The organism is Enterobacter sp. ECC-219, assembly GCF_043966805.1.
GTDB lineage: Bacteria > Pseudomonadota > Gammaproteobacteria > Enterobacterales > Enterobacteriaceae > Enterobacter > Enterobacter cloacae_N.
Window position 1 is genome coordinate 910,434 of sequence record NZ_CP143680.1, and the last position, 24,643, is coordinate 935,076.

At 56.8% G+C, this 24,643-nt stretch carries 20 protein-coding genes; 15 read left to right on the forward strand and 5 right to left on the reverse strand.

The window, feature by feature from the left end:
- The first annotated feature begins 157 nt into the window (after window positions 1-157).
- The 4 genes from metA to aceK all read left to right on the forward strand — a co-directional run bounded on the left by metA (window position 158) and on the right by aceK (window position 6,095).
- Complete coding sequence (gene metA, locus V1603_RS04220) at window positions 158-1,087, forward strand: homoserine O-succinyltransferase (RefSeq protein WP_061099595.1); 930 nt, start codon at window positions 158-160, stop codon at window positions 1,085-1,087.
- Between the two features lie 270 nt (window positions 1,088-1,357).
- Window positions 1,358-2,959, forward strand: coding sequence for a malate synthase A (gene aceB / locus V1603_RS04225; protein ID WP_163330881.1), 1,602 nt, complete (start codon window positions 1,358-1,360; stop codon window positions 2,957-2,959).
- Between the two features lie 31 nt (window positions 2,960-2,990).
- Window positions 2,991-4,295, forward strand: a complete 1,305-nt coding sequence (gene aceA, locus V1603_RS04230; protein WP_192984274.1) for an isocitrate lyase — start codon at window positions 2,991-2,993, stop codon at window positions 4,293-4,295.
- A 48-nt stretch (window positions 4,296-4,343) separates the two neighbouring features.
- Complete coding sequence (aceK, locus tag V1603_RS04235) at window positions 4,344-6,095, forward strand: bifunctional isocitrate dehydrogenase kinase/phosphatase (RefSeq protein ID WP_395313530.1); 1,752 nt, start codon at window positions 4,344-4,346, stop codon at window positions 6,093-6,095.
- A gap of 22 nt (window positions 6,096-6,117) precedes the next feature.
- Here aceK and iclR read toward each other — a convergent pair whose 3' ends face one another.
- Entirely contained in the window at window positions 6,118-6,945 is an 828-nt protein-coding gene (iclR, locus tag V1603_RS04240; RefSeq protein ID WP_125915538.1) for a glyoxylate bypass operon transcriptional repressor IclR, read from the reverse strand.
- A gap of 193 nt (window positions 6,946-7,138) precedes the next feature.
- Between iclR and metH the strand changes: the two genes are divergently transcribed.
- The 5 genes from metH (at window position 7,139) to rluF (ending at window position 14,200) form a co-directional block, all read left to right on the forward strand.
- Complete coding sequence (gene metH / locus V1603_RS04245; RefSeq protein ID WP_395313531.1) at window positions 7,139-10,822, forward strand: methionine synthase; 3,684 nt, start codon at window positions 7,139-7,141, stop codon at window positions 10,820-10,822.
- A gap of 113 nt (window positions 10,823-10,935) precedes the next feature.
- Entirely contained in the window at window positions 10,936-12,567 is a 1,632-nt protein-coding gene (locus tag V1603_RS04250; RefSeq protein ID WP_395313532.1) for a Na/Pi cotransporter family protein, read from the forward strand.
- Window positions 12,568-12,662: 95 nt separating this feature from the next.
- Entirely contained in the window at window positions 12,663-12,956 is a 294-nt protein-coding gene (locus tag V1603_RS04255) for a type II toxin-antitoxin system CcdA family antitoxin (protein ID WP_395313533.1), read from the forward strand.
- Window positions 12,956-13,273: a CcdB family protein gene (locus V1603_RS04260; RefSeq protein ID WP_395313534.1), complete on the forward strand. Its 318-nt coding sequence runs from the start codon at window positions 12,956-12,958 to the stop codon at window positions 13,271-13,273. The genes V1603_RS04255 and V1603_RS04260 overlap by 1 nt, the downstream gene beginning before the upstream one ends.
- 54 nt (window positions 13,274-13,327) lie before the next feature.
- A complete protein-coding gene (gene rluF, locus V1603_RS04265) occupies window positions 13,328-14,200 on the forward strand; it encodes a 23S rRNA pseudouridine(2604) synthase RluF (RefSeq protein WP_022646725.1) in 873 nt (290 codons plus the stop codon).
- Here rluF and V1603_RS04270 read toward each other — a convergent pair whose 3' ends face one another.
- From V1603_RS04270 to lysC, 3 genes are all read right to left on the reverse strand, one after another.
- On the reverse strand, window positions 14,201-14,473 hold the full coding sequence (locus tag V1603_RS04270) for a DUF3811 domain-containing protein (protein WP_003860346.1): 273 nt from the start codon (window positions 14,471-14,473) through the stop codon (window positions 14,201-14,203). It lies immediately after the preceding gene.
- Window positions 14,474-14,523: 50 nt separating this feature from the next.
- Complete coding sequence (gene panS / locus V1603_RS04275; RefSeq protein WP_116343974.1) at window positions 14,524-15,468, reverse strand: ketopantoate/pantoate/pantothenate transporter PanS; 945 nt, start codon at window positions 15,466-15,468, stop codon at window positions 14,524-14,526.
- A 93-nt stretch (window positions 15,469-15,561) separates the two neighbouring features.
- The gene (lysC, locus tag V1603_RS04280) at window positions 15,562-16,911 is read right to left on the reverse strand and encodes a lysine-sensitive aspartokinase 3 (RefSeq protein ID WP_041911575.1); all 1,350 of its coding nucleotides are present in this window, start codon (window positions 16,909-16,911) and stop codon (window positions 15,562-15,564) included.
- A 374-nt stretch (window positions 16,912-17,285) separates the two neighbouring features.
- Here lysC and pgi point away from each other — a divergent pair, with 374 nt between their 5' ends.
- The 6 genes from pgi to psiE all read left to right on the forward strand — a co-directional run bounded on the left by pgi (window position 17,286) and on the right by psiE (window position 23,650).
- Window positions 17,286-18,935, forward strand: a complete 1,650-nt coding sequence (gene pgi / locus V1603_RS04285) for a glucose-6-phosphate isomerase (RefSeq protein WP_163330886.1) — start codon at window positions 17,286-17,288, stop codon at window positions 18,933-18,935.
- A 367-nt stretch (window positions 18,936-19,302) separates the two neighbouring features.
- Window positions 19,303-19,545, forward strand: a complete 243-nt coding sequence (gene yjbE, locus V1603_RS04290; RefSeq protein WP_013095034.1) for an exopolysaccharide production protein YjbE — start codon at window positions 19,303-19,305, stop codon at window positions 19,543-19,545.
- A gap of 63 nt (window positions 19,546-19,608) precedes the next feature.
- Window positions 19,609-20,247 carry a YjbF family lipoprotein gene (locus V1603_RS04295; protein ID WP_116343976.1) on the forward strand — a complete coding sequence of 213 codons (639 nt, stop codon included), beginning with the start codon at window positions 19,609-19,611 and terminating at the stop codon, window positions 20,245-20,247.
- On the forward strand, window positions 20,244-20,984 hold the full coding sequence (locus V1603_RS04300; protein WP_395313535.1) for a capsule biosynthesis GfcC D2 domain-containing protein: 741 nt from the start codon (window positions 20,244-20,246) through the stop codon (window positions 20,982-20,984). Before V1603_RS04295 ends, V1603_RS04300 begins: the two co-directional genes overlap by 4 nt.
- A complete protein-coding gene (locus V1603_RS04305; RefSeq protein ID WP_116343978.1) occupies window positions 20,981-23,077 on the forward strand; it encodes a YjbH domain-containing protein in 2,097 nt (698 codons plus the stop codon). The genes V1603_RS04300 and V1603_RS04305 overlap by 4 nt, the downstream gene beginning before the upstream one ends.
- 162 nt (window positions 23,078-23,239) lie before the next feature.
- A complete protein-coding gene (gene psiE / locus V1603_RS04310; RefSeq protein ID WP_000202963.1) occupies window positions 23,240-23,650 on the forward strand; it encodes a phosphate-starvation-inducible protein PsiE in 411 nt (136 codons plus the stop codon).
- Window positions 23,651-23,746: 96 nt separating this feature from the next.
- Here the strand turns inward: psiE and malG are convergent, their stop codons facing one another.
- Complete coding sequence (malG, locus tag V1603_RS04315) at window positions 23,747-24,637, reverse strand: maltose ABC transporter permease MalG (RefSeq protein WP_006810496.1); 891 nt, start codon at window positions 24,635-24,637, stop codon at window positions 23,747-23,749.
- Window positions 24,638-24,643: the final 6 nt, after the last annotated feature.

A 24,643-nucleotide genomic window follows, 5' to 3' on the forward strand; every position in this document is an offset into this window, starting at 1 on the left:
TACCGTAAGGTGCGGGGTTTTTTGCTTTTGTTTTTCACCCCTCTTCCTGAAACTTTCTCACCTTCAACTTGCAGACTCGACATTCCGATAGTTTCTGGGTATCGTTAGCTATCTGGATGTCTAAACGTTTATACGTATGCTGTGAGGATATTAAGTTATGCCGATTCGGGTGCAGGACGAGCTACCAGCCGTCAATTTCTTGCGTGAAGAAAACGTCTTCGTGATGACGGCTTCGCGTGCGACAGGTCAGGAAATTCGCCCGCTGAAGGTGCTTATTCTCAATCTGATGCCAAAAAAGATCGAAACAGAAAACCAGTTCCTGCGTCTTCTGTCGAACTCCCCGCTGCAGGTCGATATTCAGCTGCTGCGTATTGATGCCCGTGAGTCACGCAACACGCCCTCTGAGCATCTGAATAACTTCTACTGTAACTTCGAAGATATTCAGGGGGAAAACTTCGACGGACTGATTGTAACCGGCGCGCCGCTTGGCCTGGTGGAATTTAACGATGTCGCCTACTGGCCGCAGATCAAACAGGTGCTGGAGTGGGCAAAAGATCACGTCACGTCTACGCTGTTTGTCTGTTGGGCGGTACAGGCTGCACTCAACATTCTCTACGGTATTCCCAAACAGACCCGCACTGAAAAGCTCTCCGGCGTATACGAACACCACATTCTTCATCCACACGCGCTGTTGACGCGCGGGTTTGACGACTCCTTCCTGGCTCCGCATTCCCGATACGCCGACTTCCCGGCCCAGCTGATTCGTGACTACACCGATCTGGAGATCCTGGCCGAAACGGAAGATGGAGATGCCTACCTGTTTGCCAGCAAGGATAAGCGTATCGCCTTTGTGACCGGGCATCCTGAGTACGATCCGCATACCCTTGCGTCAGAGTATTTCCGTGATGTCGAGGCGGGCCTTAATCCGGATGTGCCGTACAACTATTTCCCGAAAAACGATCCGCAAAACAAACCGAGAGCGACCTGGCGCAGCCACGGAAATTTGCTGTTCACCAACTGGCTCAACTATTACGTCTACCAGATTACACCGTACGATCTTCGCCACATGAATCCGACGCTGGAGTAATCTTCTGCGTGAAACGATCCTAAAGCGTTTCAGCTATTCAGATCAGGCACCTTCGGGTGCCTTTTTTATTTCCGAAATATCACTCATCATTCGATAAAACTTTAATTCCAATTAAATCAAGAAATTAATTGCGATTAACAATTAAAATGGAAATTGTTTTTGATTTTGGAAAAAATATAGATAGTCTTAATTCTGCTGAGCGAAAACTACCCAACGATCTTTCGTTCGCATCGGGGGCGTGATTTTGGATCTTTGATGAGGAGCAGATTAATGACTCAACAGGCAACGACGGTCGATGAACTGGCCTTTACCCAGCCGTATGGCGAGCAAGAACAGCAAGTGTTGACGGCGGAAGCGGTAGAATTTCTGACTGAACTGGTGACCCGCTTTACGCCACAGCGTAATAAGCTGCTGGCGGCACGCATTCATCAGCAGCAGGAAATTGACGATGGCAAGTTGCCTGGCTTCATTTCGGAAACCGCTTCCATTCGCCGCGGTGAGTGGAAAATCCGCGGCATCCCTGAAGATTTACAGGATCGTCGCGTTGAGATCACCGGTCCGGTAGAGCGCAAAATGGTGATCAACGCCATGAACGCCAACGTTAAAGTCTTTATGGCCGATTTTGAAGACTCGCTGGCACCAGACTGGAACAAAGTTATCGACGGGCAGATCAACCTGCGCGACGCCGTGAACGGCACCATCAGCTATACCAACGAAGCCGGGAAAATCTACCAGCTCAAACCGAATCCGGCGGTGCTGATCTGTCGCGTACGCGGTCTGCACCTGCCTGAAAAACATGTCACATGGCGTGGGGAAGCCATTCCGGGCAGCCTGTTTGATTTCGCACTCTATTTCTTCCACAACTACAAGAACCTGCTGGCAAAAGGTAGCGGTCCCTATTTCTACCTGCCAAAAACGCAGGCCTGGCAGGAAGCGGCCTGGTGGAGTGAAGTATTCAGCTACGCGGAAGATCGTTTCAACCTGCCGCGCGGCACCATCAAGGCCACGCTGCTGATTGAAACGCTGCCTGCCGTGTTCCAGATGAATGAAATTCTGCACGCCCTGCGCGATCACATTGTCGGCCTGAACTGTGGACGCTGGGACTATATCTTCAGCTACATCAAAACTCTCAAAAATTATCCCGATCGCGTGCTGCCGGATCGTCAGGTTGTGACCATGGATAAACCGTTCCTGAGCGCCTACTCGCGTCTGCTGATCAAAACCTGCCATAAGCGCGGCGCCTTTGCGATGGGCGGCATGGCGGCTTTTATCCCGAGCAAAGACGCGGAGCGCAATAATCAGGTGCTCAACAAGGTGAAAGCCGATAAAGAGCTTGAAGCCCGTAACGGTCACGACGGCACGTGGATTGCACATCCGGGTCTGGCCGATACGGCGATGGAGGTCTTCAACCGCGTGCTCGGCGATAACAAAAACCAGCTGTTTGTCACGCGCGAAGAAGATGCCCCAACGGCTGAAGAACAGCTGCTGGCGCCATGCGCAGGTGAGCGTACGGAAGAGGGCATGCGTGCCAATATCCGCGTCGCGGTCCAGTACATCGAGGCGTGGATCTCCGGCAACGGCTGCGTGCCTATCTACGGCCTGATGGAAGATGCCGCCACGGCGGAAATCTCTCGTACCTCCATCTGGCAGTGGATCCACCATCAAAAAACGCTCAGCAACGGCAAGCCGGTGACAAAAGCGCTGTTCCGCCAGATGCTGGCCGAAGAGATGCGGGTGATCCAGGACGAGCTGGGTGAGCACCGCTTCAGCAGCGGACGTTTTGATGACGCCGCGCGCCTGATGGAGCAAATCACCACATCAGATGACTTAATCGACTTCCTGACCCTGCCGGGCTACCGCTTCCTGGCGTAACTCACCACATAACAATATGGAGCATCTGCACATGAAAACCCGTACCCAACAAATCGAAGAGTTAAAGAAAGAGTGGACACAACCTCGCTGGGAAGGCATCCGCCGTCCTTACAGCGCGGAGGAAGTGGTGAAATTACGCGGCTCGGTCAACCCGGAATGCACGCTGGCACAGAACGGTGCGGCGAAAATGTGGAAGCTGCTGCACGGCGGCTCTAAAAAAGGCTACATCAATAGCCTCGGCGCGCTGACCGGCGGTCAGGCGCTGCAGCAGGCGAAGGCCGGTATTGAAGCTATCTACCTCTCCGGCTGGCAGGTCGCGGCGGACGCCAACCTGGCCTCCAGCATGTACCCGGATCAGTCGCTCTATCCGGCAAACTCCGTGCCGTCGGTGGTGGATCGGATCAACAATACCTTCCGTCGTGCGGATCAGATCCAGTGGGCCGCCGGTATCGAACCTGGCGATCCGCGCTTTACTGACTACTTCCTGCCGATCGTCGCGGATGCGGAAGCGGGCTTCGGCGGTGTGCTGAACGCCTTCGAGCTGATGAAATCGATGATTGAGGCCGGTGCAGCGGCCGTTCACTTCGAAGACCAACTGGCGTCAGTGAAAAAATGCGGACACATGGGCGGTAAGGTGCTCGTTCCGACTCAGGAAGCGATTCAGAAGCTGGTTGCCGCGCGTCTGGCTGCTGACGTGCTCGGCGTGCCGACGCTGGTGATTGCCCGTACCGATGCGGACGCGGCGGACCTGATCACCTCTGACTGCGACCCGTACGACAGCGAATTCATTACCGGCGAGCGCACCAGCGAAGGCTTCTACCGCACCCATGCCGGCATTGAACAGGCGATCAGCCGCGGCCTGGCGTACGCCCCCTATGCGGACCTGGTCTGGTGTGAAACCTCTACGCCGGATCTGGCGCTGGCAAAACGCTTTGCCGACGCCATTCACGCGAAGTTCCCGGGAAAACTGCTGGCCTACAACTGCTCGCCGTCCTTCAACTGGCAGAAAAAGCTGGATGACAAAACCATCGCCAGCTTCCAGCAGCAGCTGTCCGACATGGGCTACAAATACCAGTTCATCACCCTGGCAGGCATCCACAGCATGTGGTTCAACATGTTCGACCTGGCGCATGCCTATGCGCAGGGCGAGGGCATGAAGCACTACGTTGAGAAGGTGCAGCAGCCGGAATTTGCCGCGGGCAAAGACGGTTACACCTTCGTGTCTCACCAGCAGGAGGTGGGAACCGGCTACTTTGATAATGTGACCACGATTATTCAGGGCGGCACCTCCTCCGTCACCGCCTTAACGGGGTCAACGGAAGAAGCACAGTTCTAATCTTTTCCCCCTCTCCCCTCTGGGGAGAGGGTTGGGTAAGGGGAATATATGTCGCGTGGCCTGGAATTACTGATTGCCCAAACTATTTTGCAGGGCTTCGATGCCCAGTATGGTCGTTTTCTTGAAGTGACATCCGGCGCGCAGCAGCGCTTTGAACATGCAGACTGGCATGCGGTTCAGCAGGCCATGAAGCAGCGTATCCATCTCTACGACCACCACGTGGGTCTGGTGGTGGAGCAGCTGCGCTGTATTACCGACGGTAAAAGCCCGGACGCGGAATTTTTACTGCGCGTGAAAGAGCATTACACCCATCTGTTACCCGACTACCCTCGCTTCGAGATTGCGGAGAGCTTTTTCAACTCCGTCTATTGCCGGTTATTTGACCACCGCTCGTTATCTCCTGAGCGGTTATTTATTTTTAGCTCCCAGCCGGAGCGACGCTTTCGTTCCATTCCGCGTCCGCTGGCGAAAGACTTCTTTCCCGATCGCGGATGGGAAAAGCTCCTGCACCGCGTATTAACCGATTTGCCGCTGCGCCTGCCCTGGGAGAATAAAGCCCGGGATATCGGCTATATCCACGCGCATCTCAATGAAACCTTCGGCGAGGCGGTGCTTAGCCGTAGCCATTTGCAGGTTGCCAACGAGCTTTTCTACCGTAATAAAGCCGCCTGGCTGGTGGGCAAATTGGTTACGCCGACGGCCATCGTGCCTTTTCTGTTACCGATCCACCGTACCGACAACGGGGAACTGTTTGTCGATACCTGCCTGACTACCAGCGCCGAGGCCAGCATCGTGTTTGGCTTCGCCCGCTCCTATTTCATGGTATACGCCCCGCTGCCTGCTGCCCTTGTGGAGTGGCTGCGCGAGATCCTGCCCGGTAAAACCACCGCCGAGCTGTATATGGCGATTGGCTGCCAGAAGCACGCCAAAACGGAAAGCTACCGGGAATACTTGCGCTACGTCACCACGGCCGATGAGCAGTTTATCGAAGCGCCCGGCATTCGCGGTATGGTGATGCTGGTCTTCACGCTTCCGGGTTTTGACCGGGTCTTTAAGGTGATAAAAGACAGATTCGCGCCGCAGAAAGAGATGAGCGCCGCGCACGTCCGCGCCTGCTATCAGCTGGTTAAAGAGCACGACCGCGTCGGGCGCATGGCGGATACCCAGGAGTTCGAAAACTTTGTGCTGGATAAACAGCAGATCGACCCGGCGCTGATGACGCTTTTGATGCAGGAAGCGCCCGCGAAAATTACCGATCTGGGTGACAAAATTGTGATAAGCCATCTCTACATTGAGCGCCGCATGGTGCCGCTAAATATCTGGCTTGAGCAGTCCGACGGTCAGGCGCTGCGGGATGCCATTGAAGAATACGGCAACGCGATTCGCCAGCTGGCCGCCGCCAATATTTTCCCGGGAGACATGCTGTTTAAAAACTTCGGCGTCACCCGGCACGGGCGGGTAGTGTTCTACGATTACGACGAAATTTGCTACATGACCGAAGTGAACTTCCGCGATATCCCAGCACCACGTTACCCGGAGGATGAGCTCTCCAGCGAGCCGTGGTACAGCGTTTCACCGGGAGATGTGTTTCCTGAAGAGTTTCGCCACTGGCTGTGTGCCGACCCGCGCATCGGCCCGCTATTTGAAGAGATGCATGAGGATCTGTTCCGCGCCAGCTACTGGCGCGGGCTGCAAACGCGGATCAAAAATGGGCACGTGGAAGATGTGTATGCCTACCGCCGCAAGCAGCGGTTTTGCATCCGGTTTTCTCCCTCTCCCTGTGGGAGAGGGCCGGGGTGAGGGCATCAGGCCGCACTCAATCTTAACGAATCCCACCGTACGCCAGCGTCACCTCTTTTGCCGCCTTAATCACCAGCGCACCCAACTCGGTCACGCGGTCGTCGGTCATACGTGAGATGGGGCCAGAGATGGAGATCGCGGCGAACGGCTCGCGATGCTCGTCAAAAATGCAGGACGCCAGGCAGCGCAGGCCCAGGGCATGTTCTTCATCATCAAACGAATAGCCGCGCTTGCGGGTTAACGCCAGATCTTCTTTCAGATGCACCGGCGACACCAGCGTGGCGTGGGTGTAGGCGTGCAGACCTTTGCGGTGCAGCAGCCCCGTCACCTGCTCTTCGCTCAGCTGCGAGAGAAACGCTTTCCCTGCGCCGGAGGCGTGCATCGGCAGTTTGCCGCCAATCGGTGCGGACATACGCATCAACTGCGTACACTGCACCTGGTCGATGATAATTGCCTGATGGTCGCTCTGGTCCAGCACCGCCAGGTTCACCGTCTCGCCGGACTCCTCCATCAGCTTGCGCAGAATCGGATGCACAATCGCCAGCAGGTTGCGGCTCTGCAGGAAGCTGCTGCCCACGATAAACGCGTGTGCGCCCACCGCCCAGTGCCCCAGCTCGCCTACCTGGCGGACAAAGCCCAGCTGCTGCATAGTGGTCAGCAGGCGGTGCGTGGTGGAGTTCGGCAGGCCAGCCTGCTGGGCCAGCTCCGTCAGTGCTACGCTGCCGTGCGACTCGGCTATCCATTCCAGCAGCTTCAAACCGCGCGTGAGCGACTGAACCTGTCCGCCAGGTTGTGCGGCAGTGGTGGCGGCAGGTTTTCTGCCGCGTTTAGCGGGAACGGTCGCGACCATGACGATCTCCTTTTTCTGTATCGTGGAAATCATTTTCGTTTTATTTGGTGGATTTGCAACCGCTTTCCTGACTGATCGGAGGAGTGATGGTGAACATGTCTCATGTTACCGCTGTGTGACTTTTCCACCCTGCGAGATTGTGCCAGTATGGAACGCAGCCTTTTGGCCTTGTTGAGCGTTGTCGGGAGCAAGTGTGAGCAGCAAAGTAGAGCAACTGCGTGCGCAGTTAAATGAACGAATTCTGGTGCTGGACGGCGGCATGGGCACCATGATCCAGGGCTATCGTCTGAGCGAAGACGATTTCCGCGGCGAGCGCTTTGCCGACTGGCCCTGCGACCTCAAAGGGAACAACGACCTGCTGGTGCTCAGCAAGCCGTCCGTGATTAAGGATATCCACAACGCCTACTTCGAAGCGGGTGCGGATATCGTTGAAACCAACACCTTCAACTCGACAACCATCGCCATGGCGGATTACCAGATGGAATCCCTGTCGGCGGAGATCAACTTTGAAGCCGCGAAGCTGGCGCGCGCCTGCGCCGACGAGTGGACGGCCCGCACGCCGGATAAGCCGCGCTACGTTGCCGGGGTGCTGGGCCCGACGAACCGCACCGCGTCGATTTCACCGGACGTGAACGACCCGGCGTTTCGCAACATCACCTTTGACCAGCTGGTTGTCGCCTACCGTGAATCGACCAAAGCGCTGGTGGAAGGCGGTTCCGACCTGATCCTGATTGAAACCGTATTCGACACCCTCAACGCCAAGGCCGCGATTTACGCGGTGAAAGAGGAGTTCGAGGCGCTGGGCGTTGACCTGCCGATCATGATTTCCGGCACCATCACCGACGCCTCCGGTCGTACCCTGTCCGGCCAGACAACCGAAGCGTTTTATAACTCCCTGCGTCACGCTGAAGCGCTCTCCTTCGGCCTGAACTGCGCGCTGGGGCCGGACGAACTGCGCCAGTACGTGCAGGAGCTTTCGCGCATCGCGGAATGCTACGTCACCGCCCACCCGAACGCTGGTCTTCCGAATGCATTCGGTGAATACGATCTGGATGCCGACACTATGGCGGCGCAAATCCGCGAGTGGGCCGAGTCTGGCTTCCTGAATATCGTCGGCGGCTGCTGCGGCACCACGCCGGAGCACATCGCCGCCATGAGCCATGCGGTAGCGGGTCTTCCACCGCGCAAGCTGCCCGAGCTTCCGGTTGCCTGTCGCCTGTCCGGCCTGGAGCCGTTGACCATCGGCGACGACAGCCTGTTTGTGAACGTGGGTGAACGTACTAACGTCACCGGGTCTGCAAAGTTCAAGCGTCTGATCAAAGAAGAGAAGTACAGCGAGGCGCTGGACGTTGCCCGCCAGCAGGTGGAAAGCGGCGCACAGATTATCGATATCAACATGGACGAGGGGATGCTCGACGCCGAAGCGGCGATGGTGCGTTTCCTCAACCTGATCGCCGGTGAGCCGGACATCGCCCGCGTGCCGATCATGATCGACTCCTCCAAGTGGGAAGTCATCGAAAAAGGGCTGAAGTGCATTCAGGGTAAAGGCATCGTCAACTCTATCTCGATGAAAGAAGGCGTTGATATCTTTATCCACCACGCGAAGATGGTCCGCCGCTACGGTGCCGCCGTGGTAGTGATGGCCTTCGACGAAGTGGGCCAGGCGGATACCCGCGAGCGCAAAATCGAGATTTGCCGCCGCGCGTACAAGATTTTGACCGAAAAGGTGGGCTTCCCGCCGGAAGACATCATCTTTGACCCGAACATCTTCGCCGTCGCGACCGGGATTGAAGAGCACAATAACTACGCCCAGGACTTTATCGGGGCGTGTGAAGATATTAAACGCGAGCTGCCGCATGCGCTGATCTCCGGCGGCGTGTCGAACGTGTCGTTCTCGTTCCGCGGCAACGATCCGGTGCGAGAAGCGATCCACGCCGTGTTCCTCTATTACGCCATCCGCAACGGGATGGACATGGGGATCGTCAACGCCGGACAGCTGGCGATTTATGACGACCTCCCTGCCGAGTTGCGCGACGCCGTCGAGGACGTGATCCTTAACCGCCGCGACGACGCGACCGAGCGGTTGCTGGATTTGGCCGAAAAATACCGTGGCAGCAAGTCGGATGACGCAGCCAACGTTCAGCAGGCCGAATGGCGCTCCTGGGACGTGAAAAAGCGTCTGGAATACTCGCTGGTGAAAGGGATTACCGAGTTCATTGAGCAGGATACCGAGGAAGCGCGTCAGCAGGCAGCCCGTCCGATTGAAGTGATTGAAGGCCCGCTGATGGACGGCATGAACGTGGTCGGCGATCTGTTCGGCGAGGGCAAAATGTTCCTGCCGCAGGTGGTGAAATCCGCCCGCGTCATGAAGCAGGCCGTCGCCTATCTGGAACCGTTTATCGAAGCCAGCAAAGAGAAAGGCTCCAGCAACGGTAAAATGGTTATCGCCACCGTGAAGGGCGACGTGCACGACATCGGCAAAAATATCGTCGGCGTGGTGCTGCAGTGTAATAACTACGAAATTATCGACCTTGGCGTGATGGTCCCGGCGGATAAAATTCTCAAGACCGCGCGCGAAGTGAACGCCGACCTGATTGGTCTCTCCGGGCTGATCACCCCGTCGCTGGACGAGATGGTCAACGTGGCTAAGGAGATGGAGCGTCAGGGCTTCACCATTCCGTTATTGATTGGCGGGGCGACCACCTCGAAAGCGCACACGGCGGTGAAAATCGAGCAGAACTACAGCGGCCCGACGGTCTACGTGCAGAACGCCTCGCGCACGGTGGGCGTGGTCTCCGCGCTGCTCTCCGACGCCCAGCGCGACGACTTTGTGGCGCGCACCCGCAAAGAGTACGAAACCGTCCGCATCCAGCACGGACGTAAGAAACCGCGCACCCCGCCTGTTTCACTTCAGGCGGCGCGCGATAACGATCTGGCCTTTGACTGGTCCAGCTATACGCCACCGGTCGCGCACCGTCTGGGTGTGCAGGACGTGACGGCCAGCATCGAAACGCTGCGTAACTACATCGACTGGACGCCGTTCTTTATGACCTGGTCGTTGGCGGGCAAATATCCGCGCATCCTGGAAGATGAGGTGGTAGGCGAGGAGGCGAAGCGCCTGTTTAAAGATGCCAACGACATGCTCGACACGCTGAGCGCAGAGAAAACCCTCAACCCGCGCGGCGTGGTGGGCCTGTTCCCGGCGAACCGCGTGGGCGATGACGTGGAAATCTACCGCGATGAAACCCGCACCCACGTGCTGGCGGTCAGCCGCCATCTGCGCCAGCAAACCGAAAAAGTGGGCTTTGCCAACTATTGCCTGGCGGATTTCGTCGCGCCGAAGCTGAGCGGGAAAGCCGACTATATCGGTGCGTTTGCGGTAACCGGCGGGCTGGAAGAAGACGCCCTGGCGGACGCGTTCGAAGCGCAGCACGATGATTACAATAAAATCATGGTGAAAGCGATTGCCGATCGCCTGGCGGAAGCGTTCGCCGAGTACCTCCACGAGCGCGTGCGCAAGGTGCACTGGGGCTATGCGGCGAATGAGAACCTCAGCAACGAGGAGCTGATCCGTGAAAACTACCAGGGCATTCGCCCTGCGCCGGGCTATCCGGCCTGCCCGGAGCACACCGAAAAAGGCACCATCTGGAAACTGCTGGACGTAGAAGCCCATACCGGCATGAAGCTCACCGAGTCGTTCGCCATGTGGCCGGGCGCGTCCGTGTCCGGCTGGTACTTTAGCCATCCGGACAGCAAGTACTTCGCCGTGGCGCAACTGCAGCGGGATCAGATCGAAGATTACGCCCTGCGCAAAGGCATGAGCGTGTCAGACGTCGAGCGCTGGCTGGCGCCGAATCTGGGCTACGACGCGGACTAACGTCACTTTTCCTTACAACAAACAGGGCACCTCAACGGTGCCCTGTCTCTTTCTTACGTTTAAACCCTTATACTTAATCATAAAATCTATAACGATAAGGAGAACCCACTTCCGTGCTGACGTTGTTACATTTGCTTTCGGCAGTCGCACTGCTCGTATGGGGCACCCATATTGTCCGCACCGGCGTGATGCGCGTGTTTGGCGCGCGCTTACGTACCGTTCTCAGCGGCAGCGTTGAGAAGAAGCCGCTCGCCTTCTGCGCGGGTATCGGCGTGACGGCGCTGGTGCAAAGCAGCAATGCCACCACTATGCTCGTCACCTCGTTCGTGGCGCAGGATCTGGTCGCGCTCGCCCCGGCGCTGGTGATCGTGCTGGGCGCTGACGTCGGCACCGCGCTGATGGCGCGTATCCTGACCTTTGACCTCTCGTGGCTGTCGCCGCTGCTGATTTTTATTGGCGTCATTTTCTTCCTTGGCCGCAAGCAGACGCGTGCCGGGCAGCTCGGACGCGTCGGCATTGGCCTCGGCCTCATCCTGCTGGCGCTGGAGCTGATCGTGCAGGCGGTGACGCCTATCACCCAGGCGAACGGCGTGCAGGTGATCTTCGCCTCGCTGACAGGTGACATCATGCTGGATGCGCTGATCGGGGCAGTGTTTGCCATCATCAGCTACTCCAGCCTGGCAGCCGTGCTGCTGACGGCCACGCTCACCGCAGCAGGCGCGATCTCCTTCCCGGTAGCGCTGTGTCTGGTGATAGGCGCTAACCTCGGCTCTGGCCTGCTGGCAATGCTCAACAACAGCGCCGCCAATGCCGCTGCACGTCGCGTGGCGCTCGGGAGCCTGCTGTTTAAGCTGGTGGGCAGCCTGATTATTCTGCCGTTTGTACACCCGCTGGCGAACCTGATGGACAACCTCCCCCTGCCGAAAGCGGAGCTGGTGATCTACTTCCACGTGTTCTATAACCTGGTGCGCTGTCTGGCGATGGTGCCGTTTGCCGCGCCGATGGCCCGTTTCTGCGAGCGGCTTATCAGCGACGAACCGGAGCTGGATGCGCGCCTGAAGCCGAAGCACCTGGATACCTCCGCGCTGGACACCCCGGCGCTGGCGCTGGCGAATGCCGCGCGCGAGACGCTGCGCATGGGCGACGCGATGGAAACCATGCTCGAAGGCCTGCAAAAGGTGATGCACGGCGAGCCGCGGGAGGAGAAAGAGCTGCGCAGACTGGCGGACGATATCAACGTGCTCTATACCGCCATTAAGCTCTACCTGGCGCGCATGCCGCAGGACGAGCTGGCGGAAGAGGAGTCCCGCCGCTGGGCGGAAATTATCGAGATGTCGCTTAACCTTGAGCAGGCTTCGGATATCGTTGAACGCATGGGCAGCGAGATCGCCGACAAATCGCTGGCCGCGCGTCGGGCGTTCTCCGTTGAAGGGCTGAAGGAGCTGGAAGCGCTCCACGAACAACTGGTGAGCAACCTCAAGCTGGCGATGTCGGTCTTCTTCTCCAGCGACGTACCGAGCGCTCGCCGCCTGCGCCGCAACAAGCATCGTTTCCGCATCCTCAACCGCCGCTATTCGCACGCCCACGTTGAGCGTCTGCACCAGCAGAACGTGCAGAGCATCGAAACCAGTTCGCTGCATCTGGGGCTGCTAGGGGATATGAAGCGTCTCAACTCGTTGTTCTGCGCGGTGGCGTACAGCGTGATGGAACAGCCGGATGAAGACGACGAGCGGGATGAGTATTAATCTCTGAAGGCGCCTCGCAAAACGTTTTTGCGAGGCGTGACACCTTTTAAAGCACCATTTACTCTTCAGACCTTACATTTTTAAGGGAATAGAAAATGCTCGTTTATTACGCTACACTTCGCCAATTCATGCGCATTCCGATGGGGGTTCTCATGCGCACTACTCCTGGCATTAAAAAATCAGTCAATGTGTCGTTAGCACCAGACATTCTTGAAGAGGCGCGCCGGCTTAAACTTAATCTTTCCGCTGTGCTCACGGCTGCACTACAGGAACAGTTTCGTGCGCATCAGCGCGCAGAGTGGTTAGCAGAAAATAAAGCTTCTATCGAGGCCATTAACCAGTGGGTTGATGAAAACGGCTCCTTTAGTGATTTTCAGAGGTCGTTCTGATGGAGCAATATTTTGCTTATGAGAATGGAGGTAAGGGAAAAACTGCCTATCCCTGGCTAATCAATATGCAGCATCCCGTGGCTAATGTGATGAAGCATGTCCTGGTCGCCCCCGCGGTTGAGCTTAGCCACCTGGGAGGCATTCAGCCGCCTGCGAAAGTGTGTCCCGTCGTTGAGATAGCGGGTAAGCCCTGCGTGGTCATGATGCACATGATGGCTGGCATATCGCCAGGAGAGTTAGGTGAGCGTGTTGCCGATCTTACGCAAAACCGGGCTTCATTGCGGGATGCACTCGATTTTTTAATCAACGGTTACTAACACTTTTTTGTCAGCCGCAAGGTAAGGTATATTTCGCCCTTCACAGGAGAAACTATGCTGCCAACTCAATCAACCCGATTAAACAAATACATTAGCGAGAGCGGGATCTGCTCACGTCGCGAGGCGGACCGTTACATTGAACAGGGTAACGTGTTCCTCAACGGCAAACGCGCCACCATCGGCGACCAGGTGGTCCCTGGCGATGTGGTTAAAGTGAATGGTCAGGTCATCGAACCGCGTGATGCTGAAGACCTGGTGTTTATCGCGTTGAACAAACCGGTTGGGATTGTCAGCACTACGGAAGACGGCGAGCGGGACAACATCGTTGATTTCGTGAACCACAGCAGCCGCATCTTCCCAATTGGCCGTCTGGATAAAGACTCTCAGGGGCTGATATTCCTCACCAACCACGGCGATCTGGTCAACAAAATCCTGCGTGCCGGTAACGACCACGAGAAAGAGTACATTGTGACGGTGAATAAGCCGGTCACGGACGAATTTATTCGCGGCATGGGCGCCGGTGTGCCGATCCTCGGTACCGTCACGAAAAAGTGTAAGGTGAAAAAAGAGGCACCGTTCGCGTTCCGCATTACCCTGGTGCAGGGCCTGAACCGCCAGATCCGCCGCATGTGCGAGTACTTCGGCTATGAAGTGACGAAGCTGGAACGCACGCGCATTATGAACGTCAGCCTGTCCGGTATTCCGCTGGGCGAGTGGCGTGACTTAACAGATGACGAGCTGATTGAACTGTTCAAGCTTATCGAGAACTCGTCGTCCGAGGCGAAGCCGAAAGCTAAAGCAAAACCGAAAACGCAGGCGATTAAGCGTCCGGTGGTGAAGGCGCCGCAGGCGGAAGAAAAAGGGCGAGGCAAGCCGGGTAACGGAAAACGCTTTACCCAGCCGGGGCGTAAAAAGAAAGGGCGCTGATTAGCGCCTGCCACGGGTTGATGTATTGGCGGACCAGGAAAAGGTCGCCTCTGCATCCGGCTTATAAGCCTGCTCTTTTTTCAGCTTGCGGGCTTTTTTCGCCGCAGCCTCACGCTGCGCCATCAGCTTATCGATATACTCTTTTTTCACCTGATTGGTTTCGGCGTTCGTCAGCGTGCGGCCATGCGCGATGCGGGCGCGGTCGAGAAGCGTTTTCAGTTCGCGCTGCTCCGCTTCCGTCATGTCTTTCTGGGTCAAACGTGGTGTAGCCATTGCTGAAGCCTCCTGATAGAGAGGCTTCAGTGTAAAGCAAGCAGCGTAAATTAACCCTGCTTCACCGCATCTTTTTTCGTTTGTTCATCAATCGGTTTGCCGGACCAGTATCCCGCCAGCAGCGAGCCGGAGAGATTATGCCAGACGGAGAACAGCGCGCCCGGGAGGGCCGCCAGCGGCGAGAAGTAAATTTTACCCAGCGCCGCCGCCAGGCCGGAGTTCTGCATGCCCACCTCGATTGCCAGCGTGCGGCAGGTGGATTCGTCAAAGCCAAACAGCTTCCCGCCCCAGTAGCCGCCCAGCAGGCCAATCGTGTTATGCAGCACCACGGCGACGATCACCACAAAGCCTACGGAAGCAATGTGCGATGCGGAACCCGCCACCACGGCGCTAATGATCGCCAGAATGCAGACCATCGAAAACGCGGGCAGGTACGGCTCAACGGCCTTCACTACGCGCGGGAAAAGATGGTGAATGACCAGCCCCAGCGCAATCGGGATTACTACTATCTGCAGAATGCTGAGCAGCATGCCCATCACGTCCACCTGAATATGCGCATCCACGTACAGGCGGGTTAACAGCGGCGTGGCAATCACGCCCACCAGCGTGGAAACGGAAGAGATGGTAACGGAGAGCGCCACATCACCTTTCGCAAGATAGATCATCACGTTAGATGCCGTACCGCTGGCGACGCTGCCCACCAGCACCATCCCGGCGGAGAGATCGGGCGGCATCTTAAAGGCCATCGCCAGCAGCCAGGCCGCGAGCGGCATCACCAGGTAGTGCAGGAAGATCCCTGCGGCCACCGGAGCCGGGCGCGACAGCACGCGTTTAAAATCGTCGATTTTCAGGTGCACGCCCATGCCGAACATAATCAGCATCAGCAGCGTGGTGACCCACGGGCCAATGCCGGTGAACGTGGTGGGCGTGTAATAAGCGAGTACCGAGAGCAGCAGCGCCCATAGCGGGAACAGCCGGGTGATAGCGGATAACATAGTGAATTCCTTGCAGTATTGTCGTGTTGTTTAGTTATAAAAAAGCCGGGTCTGTGCCCGGCTTATAGGTATTGTTTATCGTGCTAACGAATGTTATTCAAACAAATTCTGATGAAGTTTCTGCACCACCTGCTCGGCCTGATCGGCAGGGACCAGGAAGCAGAGGTTGTAGCTGGAGGCACCGTAGCAGATCATACGGATGTTGAACGGGTCGAGCACGCCGAACACCTCTTTGCCCACGCCGCAGGCGCGCGACAGCTTGTTACCGATGATGGCCACCAGCGCCAGGTCTTCTTCCACCTCCACGCGGCACAGTTCAGACAGCTCAATCAGCAGCGACTGCGTCAGCAGGGTGTCGCCGGTCGAGGTGGAGCCAGTGGTGTCCAGCGTCAGCGCAATGCTCACTTCGGAGGTGGTAATCAAATCTACAGAGATGTTATGGCGCGCCAGAATGCCAAACACTTCCGCCAGGAAACCGCGGGAGTGGAGCATATTGTGGCTGTGGAGCGTCACCAGCGTCTGGCGACGGCGCAGGGCCAGGGCGCGGAATAGCGGCGGGTTCTCGGTTTTCTTGCAGACCAGCGTCCCGCCCGCTTTTGGATCTTTACTGGAGCCAACGAAGACCGGAATATCGCTGCGCACGGCGGGCAGCAGCGTTGCCGGATGCAGCACTTTCGCGCCGAAGGTGGCCATTTCCGCCGCTTCTTCAAAGGCGATCACATCAATACGTTTCGCCGCGGAAACGACGCGCGGATCGGTGGTGTAAATACCCGGCACGTCAGTCCAGATATCCACGCGCGTTGCATGCAGGGCCTCGCCCAGCAGCGCGGCGGTGTAGTCGCTGCCGCCACGGCCAAGCGTTGTCGTGCGTCCTTTCGCTTCGCTGCCGATAAAGCCCTGGGTGATCACCATGCCTTCTGCCAGGCGCGGAGCCAGCTGCTGGTTGGTGAGCTCGGCCAACATCTCAACGTCCGGTTCGGCACGGCCAAAGCGATCGCTGGTACGCATCACTTTACGCACGTCAAACCACTGCGCCTGAACGTTACGCTCACGCATGATTTCAACGAACAGCAGGGTAGACATCAATTCACCGTGGCTGACCAGTTCATCGGTCAGGGCGGTAGAGGTGGCCAGAGACGCCGCTTCTGCCAGGGTGGTGATATTTTCCAGCAGGCGTTCCACTTCTTCGCGGATCACGTTTGGATTCTGCAGACGTTCAAGGATGTCGAACTGAATTTTGCGCAGTGCATCCAGCTTTACGAAACGTTCTGTCGCTTCCAGTCCTTCAGACAGAGAAACCAGCAGGTTCGTCACGCCGGCAGATGCAGAGAGCACCACCAGGCGGGTATTCGGATCGGCCAGCACCACATCGGCGCTGCGGTTCATGGCATCGTAATCGGCCACACTGGTGCCGCCAAACTTGGCGACCACAAAACTCGTCATAACAACCTCGTGTCAGGGAATGAATAAGCGACCTTGGCACAAGAGTGAAACGAAAACAGGTGCAGGCGCAAAATACGGCCCTATAAATAAAATGTGGGGGAGGTCCTGTCAATGCTGGGATTATGCGGATTTTTTATGGGGGGGTACCCCTGAGAAACAGGACTTATAACAGGGCCATATTTTATGCTCCATTTTACCCTGTTTTAACCAACATTTCGCCGCCCCGGGAGGGCTCTTCAGCAGCTATACTTTTCGGGTCTTTTCACCTGTGTTTGATACAGGCCAGGGCAATGGCATAAAAACCATCACAATTTTTATTTGCAGGCGCTACAATCGACCGCAGTCACAATTCTCAAATCAGAAGAGTATTGCTAATGAAAAACATCAACCCAACGCAGACCGCTGCCTGGCAGGCACTACAGAAACATTTTGATGAAATGAAGGACGTCACCATCGCGGATCTGTTCGCGAAAGATGCCGATCGTTTCACTAAGTTCTCCGCGACCTTCGATGACCTGATGCTGGTGGATTTCTCCAAGAACCGCATTACCGAAGAGACGCTGGCAAAACTGCAGGATCTGGCAAAAGAGACTGAGCTTGCCGACGCCATCAAATCCATGTTCTCCGGCGAAAAGATCAACCGCACCGAAGACCGTGCCGTGCTGCACGTGGCCCTGCGTAACCGTAGCAATACGCCAATCATCGTTGACGGCAAAGATGTGATGCCGGAAGTAAACGCGGTGCTGGAAAAGATGAAAACCTTCTCCGAAGCGATCATCTCAGGTCAGTGGAAAGGTTACACCGGCAAAGCAATTACGGATGTTGTTAACATCGGTATCGGCGGCTCTGACCTCGGTCCGTTCATGGTGACCGAAGCGCTGCGTCCGTACAAAAACCACCTCAACATGCACTTTGTCTCTAACGTCGATGGTACCCACATCGCCGAAGTGCTGAAGAACGTAAATCCGGAAACCACCCTGTTCCTGGTGGCGTCCAAAACCTTCACTACTCAGGAAACCATGACCAACGCCCACAGCGCGCGCGATTGGTTCCTGAAAACCGCGGGCGACAACAAGCACGTGGCGAAACACTTCGCGGCGCTGTCCACCAACGGTAAAGCCGTCAGCGAGTTCGGTATCGACACCGCGAATATGTTCGAGTTCTGGGACTGGGTTGGTGGCCGCTACTCTCTGTGGTCTGCAATCGGCCTGTCCATCATCCTGTCCGTGGGCTTCGACAACTTCGTTGAGCTGCTCTCTGGCGCGCACGCAATGGACAAACACTTCTCCACCACTGCACCTGAGAAAAACCTGCCGGTGCTGCTGGCGCTGATTGGGATCTGGTACAACAACTTCTTCGGCGCTGAAACCGAAGCAATTCTGCCGTACGACCAGTACATGCACCGCTTTGCGGCCTACTTCCAGCAGGGGAACATGGAATCCAACGGTAAGTACGTTGACCGTAACGGCAACGCGGTGGATTACCAGACTGGACCAATCATCTGGGGCGAACCGGGCACCAACGGTCAGCACGCGTTCTACCAGCTGATTCACCAGGGCACCAAAATGGTACCGTGCGATTTCATCGCGCCGGCGATTACACACAACCCGCTGTCCGACCACCATCCAAAGCTGCTGTCTAACTTCTTCGCACAGACAGAAGCGTTGGCGTTCGGTAAATCCCGCGAGGTGGTAGAGCAGGAATACCGTGACCAGGGTAAAGATCCGGCCACGCTGGAGCACGTTGTGCCGTTCAAAGTGTTCGAAGGCAACCGTCCAACCAACTCCATCCTGCTGCGTGAAATCACGCCATTCAGCCTGGGCGCGCTGATTGCGCTGTACGAGCACAAGATCTTCACTCAGGGCGCTATTCTGAACATCTTCACCTTTGACCAGTGGGGCGTTGAGCTGGGCAAACAGCTGGCAAACCGTATTCTGCCAGAGCTGGGTGACGATAAAGCGATCGACAGCCACGACAGCTCCACCAATGGTTTGATTAACCGTTATAAAGCATGGCGTGCGTAATTAATATGTCATGAAAAATGCCGGCGATATGCCGGCATTTTTTTTATCGGATAATTCCTGATGTCTGTTAGTTAACTCAAATTCTGACTCTGAGTTTAATCTGAAAAAGGCGCTTAACCTGCTAATTGCTGCGGTTTATTTTAAGAAAATACGCAGAAGCAAGATAATAAAGTTATATTATAACTTATTGATTTTAATTGTTAATTTATTTTAATGTTTTGTTTTTCTTTTCTGTTTTATCCATTAGTCCGAAAACCACTCCCCTATTTCCCCCTACGGTAAACCCACTGCTGTAGTTGTGTATACTCGATTCCGCCTGAATTTCTTTTCGGGCAAATCTCCATTCATTCATTGAAGGGAAATTGTTATGAAGAAAGTACTGTATGGCATTTTTGCCATATCTGCACTTGCGGCGACCTCTGTCTATGCAGCTCCGGTCCAGGTCGGGGAAGCAGCAGGGTCGGCAGCGACGTCTGCGTCTGCGGGAAGTTCTACCGCAGCCAGCACCAGCACCGTAAGTTCAGCCGTGGGTGTCGCGCTGGCGGCAACCGGTGGCGGTGATGGCTCCAATACCGGAACCACGACCACTACGACAACCAGCACCCAGTAATACCGGGTGTTTTAATCATAACCACACTTCGGTGTGGTTATTTCGCCCCTTCGGAGAAGAGTCGTGAAGCGACCTGCAATCATTCTGATTTGCCTGCTGTTGCAGGCGTGCTCAGCCACCACCAAAGGGCTGGGGCATTCACTGTGGGACAGCCTGTTCGGCACACCGGGCGTGCATCTGACCGATGACGAACTTCAGAACATGCCGTACGCCAGCCAGTACATGCAGCTTAATGATGGCCCGCAACTGTTTGTGGTGCTCGCTTTCGATGAAAACGGGCAGCAGAAATGGGTGACGCAGGATCAGGCCACCATCGTGACGCAGCATGGTCGTATTGTGAAAACGCTGCTCGGCGGCGATAACCTGCTCGAGGTGAATAATCTCGCCGAAGACCCGCTCATCAAGCCAAATCAGATCGTCGACGGCGCAGGCTGGACGCGCACCATGGGCTGGACCGAGCACAAGCAGGTGCGCTACGCCACGGCCCGCTCCACCTTCCGCTGGGACGGTACGGATAGCGTGAAGGTGGGCAGCGACGAAACGCAGGTTCGCGTGCTGGATGAGAAGGTGACAACCGACCAGGCCACCTGGCATAACCGCTTCTGGATTGACGAGGAAGGGCAGATCCGTCAGTCCTTACAGTATCTCGGCGCCGGTTTCTTCCCGGTGAAAACCACCCTGATCAAGGCGGCGAAATCATGAAAACGCTCATCTACGCTGCGCTTCTCGCCAGTCTTGCCGCGCCGCTGGCATGGTCAGCAGGAACGGTAAAGGTCTACACGCCGGACAGTGAAAAACCCAAAACCTTAACCAACGCCGAGCATCTGCTCGATCTCGTCGGGCAGCCGAGGCTTGCTAACAGCTGGTGGCCGGGAGCGGTGATTGGCGAGCGTCAGGCGACGATTAAGGCGGAGCAGGAACACCTTGCCTTGCTGGCCCGACTGACGGGTCTGGCAGAGCAGGAAGACGGCGACGATGCCGCAGCCATTAACAGCGTTCGCCAGCAGCTTCAGGTGCTGAAGGTGACAGGCCGCCAGAAAGTCAATCTTGATCCAGATGAAGTGCGCGTCACGGAAAAGGGCAACCCCACGCTTCAAGGGGAGTACACCCTCTGGCTGCCGGTGAAGCCGACGACGGTGACCGTGATGGGGCTTATCAGCAGCCCGGGTAAAAAGCCCTTTACGCCCGGCCGCGACGTGGCGAGCTATCTTGACGAACAAAGCCTGCTGAGCGGCGCGGATAACAGCTACGCATGGATTATTTATCCCGACGGGCATACGCAAAAAGCGCCGGTGGCGTACTGGAATAAACGCCATATCGAACCCATGCCGGGCAGCATCATTTTTGTCGGTTTTGCCGACCATTTCTGGACGAAGGCATATGACGGGCTTAACGCCGATATCCTTCACTCCCTGACACAGCGGATACCGGAAGAATGAAAAGAACCTATCTCTACAGCATGCTGGCGCTCTGCGTAAGCGCCGCCTGCCATGCAGAAACGTATCCGGCACCTGTTGGCCCGTCTCAGTCAGACTTCGGCGGCGTCGGTTTACTGCAAACGCCTACCGCGCGCATGGCGCGTGAAGGGGAAATTAGCCTGAACTACCGCGATAACGACCAGTATCGCTACTATTCCGCCTCCGTACAGCTTTTCCCGTGGCTCGAAACCACGCTGCGCTACACCGACGTGCGTACGAAACAGTACAGCAGCGTCGACGCCTTCTCCGGCGATCAGACCTACAAAGATAAAGCCTTCGACGTCAAGCTGCGCCTGTGGGAAGAGAGCTACTGGATGCCGCAGGTCTCCGTGGGTGCAAAAGATATCGGCGGGACCGGCCTGTTTGATGCGGAATACATCGTGGCCAGCAAAGCCTGGGGACCGTTTGACTTCTCTCTGGGGCTTGGCTGGGGTTATCTCGGCACCAGCGGCAACGTCAAAAACCCGTTCTGTACCTACAGCGATAAATTCTGCTATCGCGATAACAGCTACAAGAAAGCGGGCTCCATCAACGGCGATCAGATGTTCCATGGTCCGGCCTCGCTGTTCGGCGGCGTGGAATACCAGACACCGTGGCAGCCGCTGCGCCTGAAGCTGGAGTACGAAGGGAACGACTACTCGCAGGACTTCGCCGGGAAGATTGAGCAGAAGAGCAAGTTTAACGTCGGCGCCATTTATCGCGTCACCGACTGGGCCGACGTTAACCTCAGCTACGAGCGCGGCAACACGGTGATGTTTGGCTTCACGCTGCGCACTAACTTTAACGACATGCGGCCGCACTACAACGATAACGCGCGGCCTGCTTACCGGCCGGAGCCGCAGGATGCGATTCTGCAGCACTCCGTGGTGGCAAACCAGCTGACGCTGTTGAAATACAACGCCGGTCTGGCCGATCCGAAAATTCAGGTGAAAGGCGATACGCTGTACGTCACCGGCGAGCAGGTGAAATACCGCGACTCGCGGGAAGGGATCGAACGCGCCAACCGGATCGTGATGAACGATCTCCCGGACGGGATCCGCACGATCCGCGTGACGGAGAACCGCCTGAATCTGCCTCAGGTTACAACCGAAACCGATGTCGCCAGCCTCAAGCGCCACCTGGAAGGCGAACCGCTCGGGCATGAAACCGAGCTGGTGCAAAAACGCGTAGAGCCGATCGTGCCGGAAACCACCGAGCAGGGCTGGTATATCGACAAATCACGCTTTGATTTCCATATCGACCCTGTGCTGAACCAGTCCGTCGGCGGGCCGGAAAACTTCTACATGTATCAACTGGGTGCGATGGCGACGGCGGATCTGTGGGTCACCGATCACCTGTTGACCACCGGTAGCCTGTTCGGCAACATCGCGAACAACTACGACAAGTTTAACTACACCAACCCGCCGAACGACTCGAAGCTGCCGCGCGTGCGTACCCGCGTGCGTGAATACGTGCAGAACGATGTCTATGTGAATAACCTGCAGGCCAACTACTTCCAGTATTTCGGCAACGGCTTCTACGGCCAGGTTTACGGGGGCTACCTGGAGACTATGTTCGGTGGCGCGGGGGCGGAGGTGCTGTATCGTCCCGTCGACAGCAACTGGGCGTTCGGGATTGATGCCAACTACGTTAAGCAGCGTGACTGGCGCAGCGCGCAGGACATGATGAAGTTCACCGACTACAGCGTCAAAACCGGCCACCTGACCGCCTACTGGACGCCATCGTTCGCGCAGGACGTACTGGTGAAAGCCAGCGTCGGCCAGTATCTGGCGGGCGATAAGGGCGGCACGCTGGATATCTCCAAACACTTCGACAGCGGCGTCGTGGTGGGCGGCTACGCCACCATCACCAACGTCTCGCCGGACGAATACGGGGAAGGGGACTTCACCAAAGGGGTCTACGTGTCGATTCCGCTGGATCTCTTCTCGTCAGGTCCGACCCGCAGCCGCGCGGCGGTGGGCTGGACGCCGCTGACGCGTGACGGGGGCCAGCAGCTTGGGCGTAAGTTCCAGCTGTATGACATGACCAGCGATAAGAACATTAACTTCCGCTGATGCTTCACGCCGGGCGGCACTGCGTTTGCCCGGCCTACGGTTTTTATAGGCCCGGTAAGCGCAGCGCCACCGGGCGAATGCGCCAAACATAAACAAAAAATATAGATCCCCGTCACATTTTTGCGTTATACAGGAATCTCGCCCTGGAGAATGAGGTGCTGTATGACATCCCTGACTCGCCCGCGCGTTGAGTTTATCTCAACCATCCTCCAGACCGTGCTGAACCTCGGTCTGTTGAGCCTTGGCCTGATCCTGGTCGTCTTTCTCGGTAAAGAGACGGTGCATCTGGCGGATGTGCTGTTCGCCCCTGAGCAAACCAGCAAATATGCGCTGGTGGAAGGCCTGGTGGTCTACTTTCTCTACTTTGAATTTATCGCCCTGATTGTGAAGTACTTTCAGTCCGGCTTTCACTTCCCGCTGCGCTATTTTGTCTACATTGGCATCACTGCGATTGTGCGGCTGATCATCGTCGATCATAAGTCTCCGCTCGACGTGCTGATCTACTCGGCGGCGATCCTGCTGCTGGTGATCACCCTCTGGCTGTGCAATTCGAAGCGGCTGAAACGGGAATAAAAAAATGGCGGCCCGAAGGCCGCCGAATAACAGTCACAAGTTGGGTCAATACAATACGTCTAAAGTTGAGGGTTGCAGTGGCATAACAGATGAAACTTAACCTTTCACGCCGCCCGCCGTCAGGCCGTTGACCAGCCAGCGCTGGGCCAGCAGGAACACCACGGTAATCGGGATGGCGGAGAGTACGGCCGCCGCGGCAAAATCGCCCCACAGGTAGTTTTGCGGGTTGAGGTATTGCTGCATGCCTACGGCCAGGGTGTAGCTGTTCACATCGCGCAGTAACAGTGAGGCAACCGGTACTTCGGTGATCGCCGCGATAAACGACAGGATAAACACCACCGCCAGAATCGGCACGGACAGCGGCAGCAGCACCAGACGGAACGCTTGCCACGGGGTAGCACCGTCCAGCGACGCCGCTTCTTCCAGCGAGCCGTCGATGGTTTCGAAATAGCCTTTGATGGTCCACACGTGCAGGGCAATACCGCCGAGATAGGCGAAGATCACGCCGCCGTGGGTATTCAGGCCGATAAACGGAACGTACTGGCCGAGACGGTCAAACAGGGCATACAGCGCGACCAGAGACAGCACGGCCGGGAACATCTGGAAAATCAGCATGCCTTTCAGCAGCGTCGCTTTGCCCGGGAAACGCATGCGGGCGAAGGCGTAGGCACAGGTGGTGGAGAGCGTCACGATGCCGATCGCGGTGATGGTCGCCACTTTCACCGAGTTCCACAGCCACAGCAGCACCGGGAACGGCGGCGGCGTGACGCGGCCATCCGCGTGCTCCACGCTGAAGCCCAGCGCGAGCTTCCAGTGCTCCCAGGAGATTTCATCCGGGATCAGGCTCCCGGTGGCGAAGTTGCCCGAACGCAGGGAGATGGCGATGACCATCAGCAGCGGGAACATAATCGCCGCGATGAAAATCAGCAGGCCCAGGTGCGTCGCCAGGAGGCGCAGTTTCTGAGATTTGGGTTGTACCATTGCCATGTTCAG

Bases quoted from the DNA above. Each gene is read 5' to 3' on its own strand.
- V1603_RS04255 (WP_395313533.1), top strand. From the start codon at position 12,663: ATGCTCGTTTATTACGCTACACTTCGCCAATTCATGCGCATTCCGATG.
- pgi (WP_163330886.1), top strand. From the start codon at position 17,286: ATGAAAAACATCAACCCAACGCAGACCGCTGCCTGGCAGGCACTACAG.
- psiE (WP_000202963.1), top strand. From the start codon at position 23,240: ATGACATCCCTGACTCGCCCGCGCGTTGAGTTTATCTCAACCATCCTC.
- aceK (WP_395313530.1), top strand. From the start codon at position 4,344: ATGTCGCGTGGCCTGGAATTACTGATTGCCCAAACTATTTTGCAGGGC.
- V1603_RS04300 (WP_395313535.1), top strand. From the start codon at position 20,244: ATGAAAACGCTCATCTACGCTGCGCTTCTCGCCAGTCTTGCCGCGCCG.
- V1603_RS04270 (WP_003860346.1), bottom strand. From the start codon at position 14,473: ATGGCTACACCACGTTTGACCCAGAAAGACATGACGGAAGCGGAGCAG.
- aceA (WP_192984274.1), top strand. From the start codon at position 2,991: ATGAAAACCCGTACCCAACAAATCGAAGAGTTAAAGAAAGAGTGGACA.
- V1603_RS04260 (WP_395313534.1), top strand. From the start codon at position 12,956: ATGGAGCAATATTTTGCTTATGAGAATGGAGGTAAGGGAAAAACTGCC.
- V1603_RS04305 (WP_116343978.1), top strand. From the start codon at position 20,981: ATGAAAAGAACCTATCTCTACAGCATGCTGGCGCTCTGCGTAAGCGCC.
- rluF (WP_022646725.1), top strand. From the start codon at position 13,328: ATGCTGCCAACTCAATCAACCCGATTAAACAAATACATTAGCGAGAGC.
- yjbE (WP_013095034.1), top strand. From the start codon at position 19,303: ATGAAGAAAGTACTGTATGGCATTTTTGCCATATCTGCACTTGCGGCG.
- aceB (WP_163330881.1), top strand. From the start codon at position 1,358: ATGACTCAACAGGCAACGACGGTCGATGAACTGGCCTTTACCCAGCCG.
- panS (WP_116343974.1), bottom strand. From the start codon at position 15,468: ATGTTATCCGCTATCACCCGGCTGTTCCCGCTATGGGCGCTGCTGCTC.
- iclR (WP_125915538.1), bottom strand. From the start codon at position 6,945: ATGGTCGCGACCGTTCCCGCTAAACGCGGCAGAAAACCTGCCGCCACC.
- metA (WP_061099595.1), top strand. From the start codon at position 158: ATGCCGATTCGGGTGCAGGACGAGCTACCAGCCGTCAATTTCTTGCGT.
- malG (WP_006810496.1), bottom strand. From the start codon at position 24,637: ATGGCAATGGTACAACCCAAATCTCAGAAACTGCGCCTCCTGGCGACG.
- lysC (WP_041911575.1), bottom strand. From the start codon at position 16,911: ATGACGAGTTTTGTGGTCGCCAAGTTTGGCGGCACCAGTGTGGCCGAT.